The 14,366-nt window shown below is 69.0% G+C and carries 18 protein-coding genes; 8 read left to right on the forward strand and 10 right to left on the reverse strand.

Annotated elements, in window-relative coordinates; translation table 11 throughout:
- Positions 1-32: 32 nt before the first annotated feature.
- From OG194_RS23015 to OG194_RS23035, 5 genes are all read right to left on the reverse strand, one after another.
- Positions 33-1,028 carry a hypothetical protein gene (locus tag OG194_RS23015; protein ID WP_327402714.1) on the reverse strand — a complete coding sequence of 332 codons (996 nt, stop codon included), beginning with the start codon at positions 1,026-1,028 and terminating at the stop codon, positions 33-35.
- Positions 1,009-2,133, reverse strand: coding sequence for an AAA family ATPase (locus tag OG194_RS23020; RefSeq protein WP_327402715.1), 1,125 nt, complete (start codon positions 2,131-2,133; stop codon positions 1,009-1,011). The genes OG194_RS23015 and OG194_RS23020 overlap by 20 nt, the downstream gene beginning before the upstream one ends.
- Positions 2,130-2,321: a hypothetical protein gene (locus tag OG194_RS23025; RefSeq protein WP_327402716.1), complete on the reverse strand. Its 192-nt coding sequence runs from the start codon at positions 2,319-2,321 to the stop codon at positions 2,130-2,132. Before OG194_RS23025 ends, OG194_RS23020 begins: the two co-directional genes overlap by 4 nt.
- Positions 2,287-3,306, reverse strand: a complete 1,020-nt coding sequence (locus OG194_RS23030) for a DUF262 domain-containing protein (RefSeq protein WP_327402717.1) — start codon at positions 3,304-3,306, stop codon at positions 2,287-2,289. Before OG194_RS23030 ends, OG194_RS23025 begins: the two co-directional genes overlap by 35 nt.
- 161 nt (positions 3,307-3,467) lie before the next feature.
- On the reverse strand, positions 3,468-3,911 hold the full coding sequence (locus OG194_RS23035; protein ID WP_327402718.1) for an ATP-binding protein: 444 nt from the start codon (positions 3,909-3,911) through the stop codon (positions 3,468-3,470).
- A 219-nt stretch (positions 3,912-4,130) separates the two neighbouring features.
- Here OG194_RS23035 and OG194_RS23040 point away from each other — a divergent pair, with 219 nt between their 5' ends.
- Both OG194_RS23040 and OG194_RS23045 read left to right on the forward strand, forming a co-directional pair.
- A complete protein-coding gene (locus OG194_RS23040; RefSeq protein WP_327402719.1) occupies positions 4,131-4,976 on the forward strand; it encodes a helix-turn-helix domain-containing protein in 846 nt (281 codons plus the stop codon).
- A 10-nt stretch (positions 4,977-4,986) separates the two neighbouring features.
- Entirely contained in the window at positions 4,987-5,178 is a 192-nt protein-coding gene (locus OG194_RS23045; RefSeq protein WP_327402720.1) for a DUF397 domain-containing protein, read from the forward strand.
- Here the strand turns inward: OG194_RS23045 and OG194_RS23050 are convergent.
- On the reverse strand, positions 5,163-5,570 hold the full coding sequence (locus OG194_RS23050; RefSeq protein ID WP_327402721.1) for a cupin domain-containing protein: 408 nt from the start codon (positions 5,568-5,570) through the stop codon (positions 5,163-5,165). The genes OG194_RS23045 and OG194_RS23050 overlap by 16 nt on opposite strands.
- A 53-nt stretch (positions 5,571-5,623) precedes the next feature.
- Here OG194_RS23050 and OG194_RS23055 point away from each other — a divergent pair, with 53 nt between their 5' ends.
- Positions 5,624-6,640, forward strand: coding sequence for a GlxA family transcriptional regulator (locus OG194_RS23055; RefSeq protein WP_327402722.1), 1,017 nt, complete (start codon positions 5,624-5,626; stop codon positions 6,638-6,640).
- The gene (locus tag OG194_RS23060) at positions 6,637-7,128 is read left to right on the forward strand and encodes an LURP-one-related/scramblase family protein (protein ID WP_327402723.1); all 492 of its coding nucleotides are present in this window, start codon (positions 6,637-6,639) and stop codon (positions 7,126-7,128) included. Before OG194_RS23055 ends, OG194_RS23060 begins: the two co-directional genes overlap by 4 nt.
- Here OG194_RS23060 and OG194_RS23065 read toward each other — a convergent pair.
- Together OG194_RS23065 and OG194_RS23070 are read right to left on the reverse strand one after the other, a co-directional pair.
- Entirely contained in the window at positions 7,125-7,658 is a 534-nt protein-coding gene (locus OG194_RS23065) for a hypothetical protein (RefSeq protein WP_327402724.1), read from the reverse strand. The two genes, OG194_RS23060 and OG194_RS23065, sit on opposite strands and share 4 nt — an antisense overlap.
- Entirely contained in the window at positions 7,655-8,479 is an 825-nt protein-coding gene (locus OG194_RS23070) for a carbon-nitrogen family hydrolase (RefSeq protein WP_327402725.1), read from the reverse strand. The genes OG194_RS23065 and OG194_RS23070 overlap by 4 nt, the downstream gene beginning before the upstream one ends.
- 179 nt (positions 8,480-8,658) lie before the next feature.
- On the opposite strand from OG194_RS23070, the gene OG194_RS23075 reads away from it, so the two are divergent.
- On the forward strand, positions 8,659-9,483 hold the full coding sequence (locus OG194_RS23075) for a maleylpyruvate isomerase family mycothiol-dependent enzyme (RefSeq protein WP_327402726.1): 825 nt from the start codon (positions 8,659-8,661) through the stop codon (positions 9,481-9,483).
- 59 nt (positions 9,484-9,542) lie between these two features.
- Positions 9,543-10,358, forward strand: a complete 816-nt coding sequence (locus OG194_RS23080) for an SAM-dependent methyltransferase (protein ID WP_327402727.1) — start codon at positions 9,543-9,545, stop codon at positions 10,356-10,358.
- Between the two features lie 68 nt (positions 10,359-10,426).
- On the opposite strand, the gene OG194_RS23085 is transcribed toward OG194_RS23080, so the two are convergent.
- Together OG194_RS23085 and OG194_RS23090 are read right to left on the reverse strand one after the other, a co-directional pair.
- The gene (locus OG194_RS23085) at positions 10,427-11,752 is read right to left on the reverse strand and encodes an MFS transporter (RefSeq protein ID WP_327402728.1); all 1,326 of its coding nucleotides are present in this window, start codon (positions 11,750-11,752) and stop codon (positions 10,427-10,429) included.
- Positions 11,749-12,444: a GntR family transcriptional regulator gene (locus OG194_RS23090; RefSeq protein WP_327402729.1), complete on the reverse strand. Its 696-nt coding sequence runs from the start codon at positions 12,442-12,444 to the stop codon at positions 11,749-11,751. The genes OG194_RS23085 and OG194_RS23090 overlap by 4 nt, the downstream gene beginning before the upstream one ends.
- Positions 12,445-12,755: 311 nt before the next feature.
- Here OG194_RS23090 and OG194_RS23095 point away from each other — a divergent pair, with 311 nt between their 5' ends.
- Both OG194_RS23095 and OG194_RS23100 read left to right on the forward strand, forming a co-directional pair.
- Positions 12,756-13,667 (forward strand): D-alanyl-D-alanine carboxypeptidase family protein, encoded by a 912-nt coding sequence (locus OG194_RS23095; protein WP_327402730.1) that lies wholly within the window; start codon positions 12,756-12,758, stop codon positions 13,665-13,667.
- Between the two features lie 238 nt (positions 13,668-13,905).
- Complete coding sequence (locus tag OG194_RS23100) at positions 13,906-14,337, forward strand: WXG100 family type VII secretion target (protein ID WP_327402731.1); 432 nt, start codon at positions 13,906-13,908, stop codon at positions 14,335-14,337.
- Positions 14,338-14,366: the final 29 nt, after the last annotated feature.

Below are 14,366 nucleotides of genomic sequence, written 5' to 3' on the forward strand. Positions count from 1 at the left end.
CACTCGCCACTGACAGTCACCTCGCCGGGCGGTCACGTCGCGAGATGTCCCACGAAGATCCCGACGAGTATCCGGCCGTCCCGCTCGGGGATCGGCAGGGAGAAGTGCACGCGGTCGCGGTCGTAGAGGCGTTTGCCGTGCCAGTCGCACCGGTAGGTGCCGCCGCCGTGGTCAACGTTGCGTTGCTCCCACGCCTTGGCGTTCTTCTTCGTGTTGGCGCTCTCGGGGGAGATCTCCAGATCCATCGTGTCAAACCTGCGGATGACCTGGCTCAGGTCGCCGCCGCAGTCGGCCAGTGTCTGGGTGAAGTGGTCGTTGAGCGCACCGAGGAGCTTGACCAGCCAGGGCAGGACCTCGGCGTAGGAGCCCTTGAAGTGATGCAGGTTCAGGGAGTCGGCGAAGAGCAGCCGGGGGAACGCGTCCCCGGTGAAGGTGAGGAAGTGGGCGGCCGGGACGGGCTCACGGGTGAGCAGACCTCGCCAGAAGCCCGGGGCGTCCTCCGGTGTCCGCAGGACGTGCGCCTTCACCTCGTCGTGGCCCGTCTCCGTGGTCCTTGTGACGGTGAGCCACCCGGACGGCCAGTCGGGTTCCTTGGCGTAGGGAGCGAGCAGGCAGGACATGGCGCGGCCTTCCGCCGCCCTGGCCAGGGCGTGTGCCGTGCCCCAGGAGGGCTCGCGCCAGGGGCCGTCGGCCACGCGGACCGGCTGGGGCAGATCCGCCTCGTCGGGTTCCACGCGCCTGCACTTGCCCAGCAGCTTCTGCAGTCGGACCCGCTTGTCGCGGGGCAGTCCGCCGTCCGGTGAGTAGAGGACGTCGAACAGGGCGAGGGACGGACGGCATTCGGCTTCGTACGCGGGTTCCATGAGAGCCGCCGTGCGCCCGTCCGCCAGCGGCTCCAATAACTCCGCGAGCAGGTCGAGGGCGTCCTGGAGATCCGAGTCCGTCAGCTCCCGCCAGTCGAAGCACTCCTCGCCGACAACGACGCGGTAGTCGTCCTCGGCCGTGGCATCACCTGTCGCGCCGGGCACGGGCAAGCCTCCCCAAGTCGGTCTCGATCTGGTCGAAGAAGCCGCTCGGCCAGTGGCTGAGCTCGCCCTTGTCGTTGATGGCGATGGGCAGGGTTCGGTCGTGGTCGAAGTAGTGCGTGACCATGTCCTTCGCGGGGAGCGAGCCGTCCTGCGCGACCGCGAGGCGGGCGCCATTGAGGACGTGGTCGCTATGCGTCTCCACGAGCACCTGCACGCCGCTGCCCGCCACTTGCGCGAGAAAACGGCCCAGCCGGGACTGTCCCGCCGGATGCAGATGGGCCTCCGGATTCTCCACGATCAGCAGATCACCCGGCTCGGTGAGCAGTCCGGCGACGATGATCGGCAGGGCGTAGGAGACGCCGAAGCCGGTGTTGGCGGGGCGGATCTCCTCGCCGCTGAGACCCGTCTCGCCGAAGCGGATCGTCCCGGCCATGATGCCTGCGGCCAGGCGGGCGGTGATGCGCAGCGGGCGGATGATCTCCGAGGCCCATGCCTCGGCCTGGACCCTCAGCTGCTTACCGGCAGCTTCCGGATGATGCAGCGCCCCCCGGACCTCCGTGCGGGTGCCGACCGCGCGTGACTCACGCAGCGCCAGCACCTGTGCCGTGAACTCGCCCCGTACCCCCACGCCGATCCGGTCGGGTTCCTCGGCCGACACCGACAGTGTGTCGCGTGGGCCGAGGCGCTCGGCGCACACGTAGGTGAAAGCAGGGTCCGCGACGCTCGGCCCGATACCGGGAACGTGCGCCACCGGCAGTCGCCGTACGTCGAGGTGCAGAGCCTGTTCGGCGTCGGGCAGGCCAAAGCCGTACACCCAGGACTCACCGCCCGCACCGCCCAGTTTTACGGTGATCTCCCGCGCGTCGGCCTTCCAGTTCAGTACGTCGCGGGCCTCACCGAGGGCCAGGCCCAGCGGCCCGTTCAGCCGGACCGTGCCACCCGTCGTACCGGTACCCGACAGGGCCGCCAGCCGGGCCAGCAGCAGGGACTGGATCACGGTGCTCTTGCCACCGCCGTTGACGCCGGTGAGGACGGTCAGCGGGCGCAGTTCGAACGACTCCGACTCGAACCGCTTGAAGCCCCGGATCTCCAGGGAAGTGATCACCGGCCGGCTCCCGCGTCCGCGACAGCGGCCTTGAAGCGGTAGTCGACCCGGTTGCGGTCGGCGGTGGAGGAGGTGATCGCGTTGATGTAGTCGACGTCGACGGTCATCCGCTCGCGGGCGGCCTTCACGATCGCGTCGCGGCGCGCGCGCAGGTCAGCGGTCGTGTGGTCGGAGTCGGCCAGGGCCATGGACCAGCTCTCGAACAGGGCACGGTTGATCGGGCGGCGATAGTCGTCCCCCTCCGGCCACTTGCGGAAGGCGTGCTCGCCGAAGACAAGGCGGGCGTGGGACATCGCCCGCTCGAAGGCGGCCTCCAACTCGACCACCCTCCCGTCCGGAACCCTCGTCGGATCGTCCAGCATCTCCGTGGTGTCCATCAGGAACATCTCCATCACCGGCCGCTCGTGGTACGCCGAGACCCCCCCCCTTCAGCCAGAAGGCGGCGAACCGCAGCGCCATCTCACGGTCGTTCATCCGGATGTGGTTGGTGAGCCGACCTCCGGTGGCCTTGGCGAAGGCATCCGTGTGGGTCATCCGGTGCAGGGTGTCCCGGCTGCGCCGACTGCTCATGCAGTGCCGGATCTCCTGGCCGTTGAGCGGGGTTCCGCCGGTGTTGATCCGCTTGAAGATCTCGTACGTGACCCCGCGCGGTGTCGTCGGGTCGATTACGTTGACGATCAGCTGGGTGTTATTGATCCGCCGCTGGAACGGCACAGGGAGATCACTGAAGCGCAGGTCCTTCAGGTCGTCCAGGTGCTCCAGCTTCCCGAGGGCGAAGCCGTCCGCCTCTCCGCCCCGGACGAACGCGTGCAGCGTGGACAGCCGCTGAAGGCCGTCGACGACCCGGAACGATCCGTCCACGTCCTCGGCGAAGTAGAACGCCGGTAGCGGGATCTGCAGCAGCAGGGACTCGACCAGCAGAGACTTCTGGTCAGCGCGCCAGACCTGCAACCGCTGGAAGTCCGGAGCGAGTTCGATAGAGCCCTCGTCGATCTGGTCGAGGATGTTGCGCAGGGAGAACTGGCTGGTGTTCACCCTGATCTGGTCGGGGTTCCACGGCCGTTGGATCCGCTCGGTGTCCCCGCCGGAGTCCTCGACCTCGATGTCCGTGGCGTGTCCTTCGAACACGTCCTCCACGACGTCCGGGGTCGTCTGCGCACCTTCGATTGCCATGCGCGCCATCCTAGGGGCGGGTGATCAGGGGGGTGGGGGCGTTGCGCCGATCGCCCCCGACGTGCCTCGGCGGTGCATGGTGCTGGCCGGCGGGATGACGGCTGCTGTTCCGAGTTGTCGGCGTCGGCGGTCGGGAGGCTGTGAGTGGTCTGGCTGGTCGGTCATGGTGCCGCTGGCCGTCGTACAGGCGGGTCTGCGGGCAGGTCGAACCACACTCCCTTGCCCTCCGGGTGCGGTTGCCCGCCGTACGGAATGTCCGGACCGTGCCCCCAGCAGCCTTCGGTGAGGGCGTCCACCAGGTACAGCCCCCGGCCACCGCCTCGCTCATCCGGTTCAGCCGTCAACTCCCTTATCACCGGCGGGTTTTCGTCCCCGTCGTACACCACGACCCGCAAACGGTCCTCCTCCACCGCCAGCCACAGCACCGTGCCGTCACCGCCCTTCGCGTGGACACAGGCGTTGGTGACGAGTTCCGAGGTGCAGAGGATCGCGTCGTCGACCAGGGCGCGGTCCAGCTCCAGCGTGCACAGGACAGTGGCGACGAAGTCGCGGGCGATGTGGGGGGAGGTGTCGAGGGGTGGGCAGATGAGGGTGTATGAGGGCATGGGGCATCAACTCCGTTGAGGTGATGGGGGTTTGCGTGATCCCGGGCTCGTTGCTGTCCGGCGCCCCGGTGTCGACGGTCGGGGTGGCGCTTCCAACGAGCTGTGGGCGTGCGGGAGTTGCGGATGGGTGACCATGCGGGCACCCTCCGTGAGTACGTCACGAAGGTACTCGGTATATTTGCAACGCCGCAACCGGGTCAGTGGAACTGAGGAGATGTCATGCCGCCGAGGGTCATCCCCACCGCACGTCAGGTACGCCTTGGCGCGGAGTTGCGCAGGTTGCGCGAGGCGGCGGGGCTGGTATCCCGTGACGTCGCGGCCTGGCTGGGGACCAACCAGGCGCAGATCAGCAACATCGAGTCGGGGAAGCACGGCATCAGCGAGGAGCGGCTGCGAAGGCTCGCCGAGCACTACGCCTGCGATGACGCCCGGGTCATCGACGCACTGGTCGACATGGCCAACGAGCGGGACAAGGGCTGGTGGGAGGAATTCCGGGGCGTGGTGCCTCTCCAGGCTCTGGATCTCGCCGAGTTGGAGCACCACGCGTCGTACGTCCGCACCTTCGAGGTTGTACACATTCCGGGGATCCTGCAGACCGAGGACCATGTGCGCAGCGCCTCGGTATTTGCGCAGCCGCATCTTCCCGAGGACGACCGCGAGGCTCGCATCGCTTTCCGGATACGACGCCAGCAGGTACTCAAGACCGGAACGCCGTATGACGTGATCATCCACGAGGCCGCGCTACGAATGCGCGTCGGCGGACCCAAAGTCACCCGCGCCCAGTTGGAGCACCTTCTCCAAGCATCCGAGCAGGCGAACGTGACGATTTGCGTCATTCCGTTCGTGGCCGACGGCTTCGCTGGTGCGGGATTTCCTCTGCAGTACGTTGGCGGGGTGGTCCCTCGACTGGACACCGCGCAGATCGACACAACGCACGGCGCCGAGTTCATCGATGCCCCCGCCCAACTGAACCGCTACCGAGCCCGCCTTGAACGAGTCGAAGGTGCCGCCCTCCCGCCGGAGGCGTCCCTCGACTTCATCCGCCGTATCGCTCAGCAACTGTGAAAGGTATGCCGTGTCTCAGACTCTCCGCTGGCAGAAATCGTCGTTCTCAGGAGGAGACGATGACACCAACTGCCTGGAGATAGCCGCCGCCCTCACCACGCTCCACCTCCGCGAGAGCGACGAGCCCGCCACCCTCCTCTCACCCACCCCCACCGCCCTGAACGCCCTACTCACCGCAATGAAGGGTCAGTTCAAGGTGTGACCCGTCGTCGCGTCCACGTGGGCCGGGATCTCCTCATGCTGGTCGCCGACCGTGAGCGTGCCGGTCGGTTCGAGGACGAGGATCTCCGACGGGACCGGGGCGTACGGCTTGTGTTCCGTGCCGCGGGGGACCGTGAAGACGGAGCCCTTGGGGAGGACGACTGTGCGCTCGCCCGAACCCGAGCCCGCCGACTCCCGTAGGGCGATGTGCAGTTCGCCGTCCAGGACCAGGAAGAACTCGTCGGTGTGGTCGTGGGTGTGCCAGAGGTGTTCGCCCTCGACCTTGGCGACGCGGACGTCGTAGTCGTTGACGGTGGTGACGATGCGGGGGCTCCACCGGTCGCTGAAGGAGGCGAGGGCGGCGGGGAGGGAGATGGGTTCCGTGGTGGTCATGCCAGTCATCGTCGGGGGTGGTCGGGCCGCCGTACGAGTGCTAGGAATCGCACATGCCGCAAGGATCCTCTCAGCCTCAGCGTCCTCCGTCGCGGCCCCACCGTGTCGCCGTGATCGTCGACGAGGGCACCAATCCCTTCGAGGTCGGTGTCGCCACCGAGCTGTTCGGGTTGCCCCGGCCCGAACTCGGCCTGCCCGGGCCGCTGTACGAGGTGCTGGTGTGCACGCCCGCGCGTGAGGTGCGGATGAACCACGGGTTCTTCACCCTCACCGGGGCGCACGGTTTGGATGGGGTGGATACGGCGGACACCCTGGTCGTGCCGGGTCGGCCCGACAACGTCGTACCGCGCGGGGCCGCCGTGCTCGACGCCATCCGGCGCACCCACGCGCGCGGGGCGCGTGTCATGAGCCTGTGTACCGGGAGCTTCGCGCTCGCGGAGGCGGGGCTGCTGGATGGGCGCCGGGCGACCACGCACTGGATGTGGGCCGACCGTTTCCGCGCCCTGCACCCGCGCGTGCGGCTCGAACCGGACGTCCTCTTCGTGGACGACGGGGACATCCTCACCGCCTCCGGGAGCGCCGCCGCGCTCGACCTCGGGCTGCATGTCATGCGGCGGGACCATGGCGCCGAGATCGCCAACGCTGTGTCCAGGAGGCTCGTTTTCGCGGCCCATCGGGACGGCGGGCAACGGCAGTTCGTGGAGCGGCCGTTGCCCGATGTGCCCGACGAGTCGCTCGCGCCGCTGCTCGCGTGGGCGCAGGGGCGGTTGGGCGAACCGCTGACGGTGGCCGAGCTGGCCGCCCGCGCCGCCGTCTCCCCCGCGACCCTGCACCGGCGCTTCCGTTCGCAGCTCGGGACGACGCCGCTGGCGTGGCTGACCGGGGAGCGGGTGGCGCTGGCGTGCCGGCTGATCGAGCGCGGGGAGGAACGGCTGGACGTGGTCGCCGCGAGGTGCGGTCTGGGGACCGGGGCGAACCTGCGGGTACGGCTGCGGAAGGAGACCGGATTGAGCCCGTCGGCCTATCGGCGGCGTTTCGGACCGGTTGCCGGGGAAGCCGTAATGTCATGAGATTCCTCGTACGCGATCGGATCCTCGGCTTTGGTGAGGATTACTGGATCGAGGACCAGAACGGCAACAAGGTGTTCCTGGTCGACGGCAAGGCCATGCGCATCCGGGACACCTTCGAGCTGAAGGACACGCACGGGCGCGTGCTCATCGACATCCACAAGAAGATGCTCGCCCTGCGCGACACGATGGTCATCGAACGGGACGGTGAGCCCCTGGCGACCATCAGACACAAGCGGTTCTCCCTGCTGCGCAACCACTACAAGGTGTCCCTGGTCGACGGCACCGAACTCGACGTCAGCGGCAAGATCCTCGACCGCGAGTTCGGCGTCGACTACGACGGCGAGCTGCTCGCGCAGATCTCCCGGCGCTGGCTGCACATCCGGGAGACCTACGGCGTCGACATCGTCCGGGAGGACGCGGACGCGGCGCTGCTGATCGCGGTGGCGGTGTGCGTGATCCACCTGGCGGAGAAGGAGCGGGAGGACTAGCCCACGTCCTGGTCGGCGGCCGTACGGGCCCGAGCGCGGGCCCGGCGGCGCTCCTGCAGGCGGTCCCCGAAGTAGCCGCCCAGGATGGCCAACGCGCCGAAAACCGCGCTGGCCGTCCAGCCGGGAGGGGCGTCGTCCGTCCTGCCCACGAGCCAGACGAACACCGTCACGGGGCCCCACGCGACGAGCATGGTGGTGAGTACGGCCCGGGGACGGGCCGTCGACCAGGAGTCGCGGGGTGCGGTGTCGTAGCCGATGCGGGTGTAGTGGGCCTGGCGGCGGCGTTCGAGGCGCAGCGACGCCCAGGACAGCAACCACGCGCACGTGCCGACGAGGACCGCCCGGAACGGCGCGAAGGCCAGGCCGACCGGTATCGCGACGAGCAGCGCGGCGGCCGTGGCGCAGCCCGCCGGGTGGCGGGCGGCGAACGCCTGGGGTGCGGGTGGGGGGTTCGCTCCGCCGAAGGCGCGGTCGAAGGCCAGGAAGGCGCGTCCAAGTGCGGCCAGGGTCCGCCCGGTTCTGCCGCTCACTGCGTGCGCCGCGGACGCTCCAGCCCCAGCACCCGGTCCTTCAGCGCCGGGAACTGCTCCCGGGTCACCGCCACCTTCGCCGGGTCGAAGTCCACCGTCAGGATCTCCTCGCCCGCGCCCGCCTCCGCGAGGACCTCGCCCCAGGGGTCGACCACGATCGAGTGACCGGCCTGGGGAACTCCGGCGTGCGTACCGGCCGTTCCACATGCGAGGACGAAGGACTGGTTCTCGACCGCCCGGGCCTGGGCGAGGAGGGTCCAGTGGGAGCGGCGGCGTTCGGGCCAGCCCGCGGGGAGGACGAGGGTCTCGGCGCCGGCGTCGACGAGGCCGCGGAAGAGTTCGGGGAAACGGAGGTCGTAACAGGTGGCAAGACCGATGACCGTCTCGGGCAGACGGACCGTCACCAACTCGCTGCCCGCGCCCATCAGCACGGCCTCGCCCTTGTCGAAGCCGAAGCGGTGGATCTTGCGGTAGGCGGCGGCCAGTTCACCGGAGGGGGAGAAGACGAGGGACGTGTTGTAGAGGGGGCCGTCCTCCGCGGCGGAGCCGCCGTCAGACGCAGTCCGCTCAGGGATCGAGCCCGCGTGCAGCCACACGCCCGCGTCGCTCGCCGCCTTGGCCATCGCCTCGTAGGTCGGGCCTTCCAGAGGCTCCGCCTCCTCGGCGAACCGCTCGTAGGCGAACGCACCCGTCGTCCACAGCTCCGGCAGGACGACGAGATCGGCACCGGTCTGGTCGCGGACGAGGGACGCCACCCGAACCCGGCGAGATTCGACCGATTCGCCCTCTTCTACGGCGATTTGAAGGAGAGAGGCGCGCACAGTACCACCGTCCTGGCATTCGAGCCGTTCACACGGGCCTACGATCGTCACACGAAAGCACTGCCGGGGTGCCTCACAGCAGCGTAACTTAGCGTTTTAAGACACCCGCCGACAGCCACCTCCCGCTGGCAACGCCGCCCGCCACCCGACCTGTACCGACCGCCGAGGGGTCCCGTTCCGTGAGTCTGCATCCCACTCTCCAGCCCTACGCCGACGCCTGGACCCACTCCATCGACGCGATATCCGAGCTGGTCACCCCGCTCGTGGAGGGAGAGTGGAACCGGCGAACGCCGTGCCCGGGCTGGTCGGTGCGTGACGTGGTCTCCCATGTCATCGGGCTGGACAACGAGATGCTCGGCGACCCGCGCCCCATCCACACCCTCCCGCGCGACCTCTACCACGTCACCAACGAGCACCAGCGGTACATGGAGATGCAGGTCGACGTACGCCGCCACCACACGGCGCCGGAGATGACGTCGGAGCTGGAGTACACGATCATCCGCCGCAACCGACAGCTGCGGAACGAGTCGCGCGACCCCGGCACGAAGGTGCGCGGCCACGTCAGCACCGAGGTCACCCTCGAAGAGTCGATGCGGAACCACGCGTTCAACGTGTGGGTGCACGAGCAGGACCTGCGCGCCGCCCTCGGCCGCCCCGGCAACCTGGACTCGCCCGGCGCGCACATCGCCCGTGACGTGCTCCTCGCCGCGCTCCCGAAGGTCGTCGCCGACGACTCGGGCGCACCGCGCAGTTCGGCGGTCGTCTTCGACGTGCACGGTCCGATCGAGTTCCTCCGTACGATCCGCGTCGACATCCAGGGCCGCGGCACCCTGGAGACGGCCCCCGCGCTCGGTCCGGCCGCGACCCTGATCCTCGACTGGGAGACGTACGTCCGGCTGGCCTGCGGGCGGGTCACCGTCGACTCGGTGTCGGACAAGGTCAAGGCGGACGGCGATCCGGAGCTGTCGGCTTCGATACTGCGGAACTTCACCATCACCAAGTAGCAGCGGCAGCGCGGAAATTCGTTGTCGCCGGCCGAGCGTCTGTCGCTAGCCTCCGCGGCATGTCTGACGTGACGTCCAAAACCGAGAAGACCGAGACCGCTGACAACGCCGAGCCCGGAGACGGGCCTCCCCGGCTCACCCGGCTCGCCTTCCACAGCCCGCTCTCCGAGGCGCGTGCCGCCGGGATCGTGCGGCGACTGGCCGGTGCAGGGCCGCGCACGGTGCTCGACATCGGCTGCGGCTGGGGCGAGTTGATGCTCCGGGTCCTGACCGCCGTACCGGAAGCGCGGGGTGTCGGGGTCGATGTGAACGCGCGGGATCTGGAGCGTGGGCGGCTCGATGCCGAGGCGCGGGGGCTCGCGGAGCGGGTCGAGTTCGTCGAGGAGTCGGCGGTGGGGACGGGGCGCGGGCCGGCCGATCTCGTGCTGTGTCTGGGCGCGAGCCAGGCCCTCAGTGCCGAGGAGCCTCCCCGGCACACCGTCGAAGCCCTGCGGGAGTTGCGGCGGCTCGTCGCCGACGGGGGACGGGTGGTGCTCGGTGAGGGGTTCTGGCAACGCCCGCCCACGACGGCCGAGTTGGCCGGCATGTGGCCGGAGGCGCGTGCCGATGAGTACTACGACCTTGGGACGCTCGTCGATCACGCGGTGGCGGCCGGGTTCCGTCCCGAGTGGACCGAGACGGCGAACGCGGACGAGTGGGAGGAGTTCGAGTCGGCGTACCAGGCGGACGCGGAGGTGTGGCTCGCCGGGCACGGTGACCATCCGCTGGCCGCCGAGACGCGCGAGCGCCTCGACCGGCACCGGGCCCAATGGATGAGCTACCGGGGCGTGTTGGGGCTCGCCTACCTCACGCTGGTGCCCGTCGTGCCGACGTAAGAAAGCCGTAGGAGAGCGGTGTGAGAAAGGGCGGGTTCGCGCCGGCACGAGGTCACACGGTCACGGGGTCACGCCGGCACGTGGACCGTCTCCACCCGGCTCGCCACGAGGTGTTCGCTCTCGCGGCGGGCCGCCCGGCTCCGCAGCCGGAGGATCTGGCTGACGCCGACCGCCTGGAGGACGAAGATCACCGAGAAGGCGATCGAGTAGTTGTCGCCGGTCGCGTCGAGGAGCACGCCGACCAGGAACAGGGTCGTCATCGAGGCCACGAAACCACCCATGTTGGTGATCCCGGAGGCGGTGCCCTGGCGCTCCGGCGGGTTGGCCGGGCGGGCGAAGTCGAAGCCGAGCATCGAGGCGGGCCCGCAGGAGCCGAGCACTGTGCACAGCACGATCAGCAGCCACATCGGCGCGTGGTCACCGGGGTAGAGGAGGGTGACCGCCCACGCCAGCGCCGTGGCGCCGACCGTGCCGAGCGCCAGCGGCAGCCGCGCGGTGTGGTGCCGGGCGACGATCTGGCCGTAGATCAGGCCGACCAGCATGTTGGACAGGACGACGAGGGTGAGGAGTTCACCGGCGGTGGCGCGGGACAGGCCCTGGGCCTGGACCAGGAACGGCAGGCCCCACAGGAGCAGGAAGACCATCGCGGGGAACTGGGTGGTGAAGTGCACCCAGAGGCCGAGGCGGGTGCCCGGTTCGCGCCAGGAGGCGGCGATCTGACGGCGGACGTAGGCCGCGCCGCGGTGCGGGAAGGGGGCCGGTTCGTGGCCCTCCGGGTGGTCCTTCAGGAACAGAAGGAGCAGGACGAGGACCACGACCCCCGCGAGCGCGCTGCCCGCGAAGGCGGCCGTCCAGCCGATGCCGTGCAGCAGGCGGGCGATCACCAGGGTGGAGACGAGATTTCCGGCCATTCCCGCGAGGCCCGCGAGCTGGGCGACCATCGGGCCGCGTCGCGCCGGGAACCAGCGGGTGCCGAGCCGCAGCACGCTGATGAACGTCATCGCGTCACCGCAGCCGAGCAGCGCGCGGGAGGCGAGGGCGGTGCCGTAGGAGGGCGAGAAGGCGAAGCCGAGTTGGCCGGCGGTGAAGAGAACCACCCCGATGGTCAGCACCTTCTTGGTGCCGAGGCTGTCGACGAGGAGGCCGACGGGTATCTGCATGCCCGCGTAGACCAGCAGTTGGAGGATCGAGAACGTCGACAGGGCCGAGGCGTTGACGTGGAACCGCTCCGCCGCGTCGAGGCCGGCGACACCGAGGGACGTACGGAAGATGACGGCGACGAAGTAGACGGAGACGCCGATGCCCCACACGGCGAGGGCGCGGCGGCCCCCGGGCGGATCACCGGGGAGGGAGAGGCCAGAACTGCTACCAGGACTGCTACTGCTGCTGCTCATCGGACCTCGCCCCGGGCCAGGTGGGAGAACCAGTCGACGTGCTGGTGCACGATCCCGGCGGCCGCCTCGGCGTCGCCGGTGCGCAGCGCGTCGAGGATCGCCGCGTGCTCGGTGAGCGTCTTGGCGATGCGGTCGGGGTGCGAGTGCATGATGGCGACGCCCATCCGCAGCTGCCGGTCGCGGAGTTGGTCGTAGAGCCGGGAGAGGATCTCGTTGCCGCCGCTGCGGACGATCTCGGCGTGGAAGCAGCGGTCGGTGACGGCGGCGCCGGCCAGGTCGCCCGCGGCGGCCTGTTCCCTCTGCCGGTCGAGGAGTTCTTCGAGCCGGGCGATGAGGGTCGGTGACGCCGGTACGACCTTGCGGACCGCGTGCTGCTCGACCAGCATCCGGGTCTCCACCACGTCCGCGATCTCCTGCGAGGAGACGGGCAGGACCAGGGCGCCCTTCTTCGGGTAGAGCCTGATCAGCCCCTCGACCTCCAGGCGCAGCAGCGCCTCGCGCACGGGTGTCCGTGACACTCCGACGGCCTCGGCCAACTCGCCCTCGGTGAGCAGGGTTCCGCCTTCGTAACGCCGGTCCAGGACACCTTGTTTGACGTGGGTGTAGACGCGGTCGGCGGCGGGGGGCTGCTTGACGGCGGGAGGGGCGGAATCGGTGGCGGCGAGGGACGGAGCGGGGGACGGGGACGGCATGAGGACAGCATAGATACAACACGTACGCATGAGGACGGGCGTCCAGGATGCGGACGGGAACCGAGGGGGATTACGGGGAATCGGAGGGAACCAAGGGGCGCCGGGGTTGCGTCTACGGGGATGCGTGTACGACGTGAGTTTCCGTAGTTTCCGCGGCCGGTTCTCGGGGGCGTTTCACACATTCGGGGAACCCGGCCCAGCAACCGCACAACCTTCTGTGCTACTTACGTGTCACACACGTGCGGCCCTCTCTTTCCCCCCTCCAACTGGGCCGTTCCTCAGGGGCATTCAACGTATTCGGGGTACCTCAGTTGATTACTGCCATTACCGGCATCAAGGGCAGCCGCTTCCGCAGAGCCGCCGCGGTCACCGTGACCGCAGGCGCCGTGCTCGCGACCGGCGCCCTGACCGCGGCACCCGCGCAGGCCGTCACGAAGCCGACGATCGTGGCCGCGGGCGGTTTTGTGATGAACAACGCCACCGGCAAGTCGCTCTACACGAAGGCCGCGGACACCAAGCGGTCGACGGGCTCCACCACGAAGATCATGACCGCGAAGGTCGTGCTCTCCCAGTCGAACCTCAACCTCGACGCCAAGGTCACCATCGCCAAGGCGTACAGCGACTACATCGTCGCCAACACCGCCTCCTCCGCCCACCTGATCGTCGGCGACAAGGTCACCGTCCGCCAGCTGCTGTACGGGCTCATGCTCCCGTCCGGCTGCGACGCGGCGTACGCGCTGGCCGACAAGTTCGGCACGGGCTCGACCCGGGCCGCGCGCGTGAAGTCGTTCATCGCGAAGATGAACTCGACGGCGAAGTCGCTCGGCCTGACGAACACGAAGTTCGACTCGTTCGACGGCATCGGCAACGGCAACAACTACTCGACGCCGCGCGACCTGACGAAGCTCGCCAGCAACGTGATGAAGAACGCCACGTTCAAGACGGTCGTCAAGACCAAGTCGTACAAGGCGAAGACGATCACGAAGACCGGCAGCACCCGCACGATGGCTGCCTGGACCAACACGAACACCCTGCTCAGCAGCTACAGCGGCACGATCGGTGTGAAGACCGGCTCCGGCCCCGAGGCCAAGTACTGCCTCGTCTTCGCCGCCACCCGCAACGGCAAGACGGTCATCGGCACGGTCCTCGCGTCGTCCTCGGTCGCCCAGCGCTCGACGGACGCGACGAAGCTGCTCAACTACGGCTTCGCGACGATCGGCTGACGCCCAGTCAGCTTGCTTGTCCATAACCGAGGGACCTGCCGCATGCCAGCGGCGGGTCCCTTTGGCGTACGGCGGCGGCGTGGAGACGTCCCTCGGCGGCACCGCCGTTGCCGTCAGAGGCTCCACGACGGGCAGTACGGCGCCCCTGGCCGCCTCGCTTCAAGGTCACTGCGAACCGTAGGATTATTGCAACAGCAAGTGACGTGTGATGTCGACGCGACGGGGGCGGAGATACGGCATGGCAGTACCCGGAACCGGCGCGGGCCAGGGTGGCAACCCTGACCTGCATGTGTCGTCCAAGGACCTCACCAAACTCGCCGGCGACCTCGACGACATGCAGGACCACCTCGACAAGCAGGTCAAGCGGATGGACGCGATCGTCGACCGCGTCGAGGCCGGCTGGCGCGGCCCGGCGGCGACGGCGTACCGCGAGTTCCACCGCGCGGCGACCGAAGACGCCGTACGCATCCGCGAAGTGATGAAGCTGTTGGAACAGGCCGTGCGGATGAGCCGCGACGGCTTCTCCTCGAACGACATCGAGGTGCTGGAACACATGCGGACGATCCAGGTCGACATCGGCAGCGAGGTCGACAGGCTGTCCACGCCCAATGCCGAGGCCACGGGAGATACGCCGACGCCGACGCCCCGCAGCAGCCTCGACTCCTTCTGATCCTTCCGCACGCGAGCCCTCAAGTGCCC

Origin of the sequence: Streptomyces sp. NBC_01288 (assembly GCF_035982055.1) — a bacterium.
Classification (GTDB): domain Bacteria; phylum Actinomycetota; class Actinomycetes; order Streptomycetales; family Streptomycetaceae; genus Streptomyces.

What these genes read in the sequence shown, in the direction of transcription:
- OG194_RS23030 (WP_327402717.1), bottom strand. Translation starts at nt 3,306, where the DNA reads ATGGCAATCGAAGGTGCGCAGACGACCCCGGACGTCGTGGAGGACGTG.
- OG194_RS23060 (WP_327402723.1), top strand. Translation starts at nt 6,637, where the DNA reads ATGAGATTCCTCGTACGCGATCGGATCCTCGGCTTTGGTGAGGATTAC.
- OG194_RS23050 (WP_327402721.1), bottom strand. Translation starts at nt 5,570, where the DNA reads ATGACCACCACGGAACCCATCTCCCTCCCCGCCGCCCTCGCCTCCTTC.
- OG194_RS23090 (WP_327402729.1), bottom strand. Translation starts at nt 12,444, where the DNA reads ATGCCGTCCCCGTCCCCCGCTCCGTCCCTCGCCGCCACCGATTCCGCC.
- OG194_RS23025 (WP_327402716.1), bottom strand. Translation starts at nt 2,321, where the DNA reads ATGGCCCTGGCCGACTCCGACCACACGACCGCTGACCTGCGCGCGCGC.
- OG194_RS23080 (WP_327402727.1), top strand. Translation starts at nt 9,543, where the DNA reads ATGTCTGACGTGACGTCCAAAACCGAGAAGACCGAGACCGCTGACAAC.
- OG194_RS23040 (WP_327402719.1), top strand. Translation starts at nt 4,131, where the DNA reads ATGCCGCCGAGGGTCATCCCCACCGCACGTCAGGTACGCCTTGGCGCG.
- OG194_RS23035 (WP_327402718.1), bottom strand. Translation starts at nt 3,911, where the DNA reads ATGCCCTCATACACCCTCATCTGCCCACCCCTCGACACCTCCCCCCAC.
- OG194_RS23055 (WP_327402722.1), top strand. Translation starts at nt 5,624, where the DNA reads ATGCCGCAAGGATCCTCTCAGCCTCAGCGTCCTCCGTCGCGGCCCCAC.
- OG194_RS23100 (WP_327402731.1), top strand. Translation starts at nt 13,906, where the DNA reads ATGGCAGTACCCGGAACCGGCGCGGGCCAGGGTGGCAACCCTGACCTG.
- OG194_RS23085 (WP_327402728.1), bottom strand. Translation starts at nt 11,752, where the DNA reads ATGAGCAGCAGCAGTAGCAGTCCTGGTAGCAGTTCTGGCCTCTCCCTC.